Raw genomic sequence first — 1,940 nt, 5'->3', positions numbered from 1 at the left:
GACCGGACGCCGGGAGGCCAGACCTTGGCTGCCGATGGTTCCGACCGCACCATGACCCGGCGCCTGGCATGATCAGGCCACTTTTTAGCAGACGAAAAAAAACCCGCCTAGGCGGGTTTTTTGAGGACCAATTTGACTCCCTGTCCGGCATTCCATGCCTGGTCCAATCATCCATGACCCCGAGCACTCCCTGTACCCAGTGGATGAACATAGATTAGGCCCATGGGGATCTTGGAAAAAGACGAGAAAGCAGCAAAGGCGTGTAAGCGTTTCGCTATAGGGCCTTCTCAGATTTTTGCGGGCGAAAAAAAACCCGCCGAAGCGGGTTTTTCCAAGACCATTACGACTCCCTGTCGATAGCTTTCCTTGCAAGGTCGATCGTCCCTGATCCTGAGCACTTCCTGTGCTTCAGTGGATGAGTCCAGATTACGCCTCGGATCCAAAACGAAATAGACGACATAGCTACCATCTCGTGTAAGACATTCGCTACACCGCCCCCTCCGAAAACCCTTAGCCCCTCAGCAGTCCCTCCTATCAAGACTTGCCCAGGAAGGCTTCAATATTGGCCATCTGCTCGTCCCAACCACGGCTGTCCATGCGAAAAGCCTTGAGCCGGCGAGCCTCGGGAATGTTGTTGAAACCCGACTCCACGACTTTGAGCAGGGTGCCGCCATCCATGTCTTCAAGTTCGAATTGCACCCGGGTTTCGGACTCTTGAGAGTAATCCACCTGCGGCTCGACAGCGTAAGGATGCCAGCGAAACGAGAACACCCGCTCGGGCTCCACCCGTTCCACCGCCACGTCCCAGATGAGATGCTCGTAACCTGGATAAGTGATTTGCCCCTGGGTACGCTCCCCTGCCACAAACCGTTTCCCCTCAAGGGCAACACCGAACCATTGGCCGAAAGCTTCGGCATTGGCCAGGGCACGCCATACCTGGGAGCGCGGGGCCTTGAGCAGGATCTTTCTTTCAATGCGGTCGGATGAATGCATGGGTCACCTCCTGTGTTTCAACAGTAGGCTTGTAAGACCACAACGCCAACCAGAAAGTTGTATCAGTATCGCCTTCTTTAAAACCGCAGGGAGCGATGTAAACTCACCCGGCGTTTTCAATCCCCTCAAGGAGAGACCAAACATGTCCCTGCGCTTGCTTCTGGCCCTGATGCCGCTGCTTTTCGTCACTGTTGCCCAGGCTGACAACTGCGCCGACGCCACCACTCAAGGCGAAATGAACCAATGCGCAGCCAAAGAAAACAAGGCCGCCGACAACGAGCTGAACAGCTTGTACAAGCTGATCACAGCACGCTTGAAGGACAACCCGCAGGCCAAACAGATGCTGGTCAAGGCGCAGCGTGCCTGGATAGGCTTCCGTGATGCCGAATGCAATTTCTCCGCCTCCGGAGTCGAGGGCGGTAGCGTCTACCCGCTGATCTACAGCAACTGCATCACCGCCCAGACTAAAGCCCGGATCGAGGCATTCAAGACCTATCTCAAGTGCAAGGAAGGGGATCTGAGCTGCCCAGTACCCGGGGCTTAAGGGCCGGATGCAAAAAAGGATGAACTCTACAGGTCATCCTTTTTTTGGCTAAAGCTTTTTGTTTCAGGCAAAAACAAAACCCCTACCTGCATCAGCAGATAGGGGTTTCGGAATTTAATCTTGACGATGACCTACTCTCACATGGGGAAACCCCACACTACCATCGGCGATGCATCGTTTCACTTCTGAGTTCGGGATGGGATCAGGTGGTTCCAATGCTCTATGGTCGTCAAGAAATTCGGTAGCCAGCGCGTGCCTTGCGGTCACGTTCCAGCGAATGGGTATGCGATAGTTTGTGTGTTGCTGTCGAGTCTCTCGAACTTTCGGTTCGTTTCGTCTTCACACACCGCAATCTGGTCTCTTTCGCCTTTGGCTTGGAGCATACAAATTGCTTGGGTGTTAT

General features: G+C 54.2%; 2 protein-coding genes and 1 rRNA gene. 1 reads left to right on the top strand and 2 read right to left on the bottom strand.

Translation table 11 applies throughout. From position 1 onward, the window contains the following. Nucleotides 1-534: 534 nt before the first annotated feature. On the bottom strand, nt 535-993 hold the full coding sequence (locus BLT00_RS24535; RefSeq protein WP_092150313.1) for an SRPBCC family protein: 459 nt from the start codon (nt 991-993) through the stop codon (nt 535-537). Nucleotides 994-1,135: 142 nt separating this feature from the next. Here BLT00_RS24535 and BLT00_RS24530 point away from each other — a divergent pair, with 142 nt between their 5' ends. Beyond that, nucleotides 1,136-1,537, top strand: coding sequence for a lysozyme inhibitor LprI family protein (locus tag BLT00_RS24530; RefSeq protein WP_092150310.1), 402 nt, complete (start codon nt 1,136-1,138; stop codon nt 1,535-1,537). A gap of 118 nt (nt 1,538-1,655) precedes the next feature. Here BLT00_RS24530 and rrf read toward each other — a convergent pair. Next, nucleotides 1,656-1,771: ribosomal RNA gene (rrf, locus tag BLT00_RS24525) — 5S ribosomal RNA — on the bottom strand. Nucleotides 1,772-1,940 lie beyond the last annotated feature (169 nt).

Source organism: Pseudomonas sp. NFACC51 (assembly GCF_900103575.1).
Lineage (GTDB): Bacteria > Pseudomonadota > Gammaproteobacteria > Pseudomonadales > Pseudomonadaceae > Aquipseudomonas > Aquipseudomonas fluorescens_Q.
The sequence above is the reverse complement of the archived record's forward strand: the minus strand, read 5'-3'. Positions and strand labels throughout refer to the sequence as shown.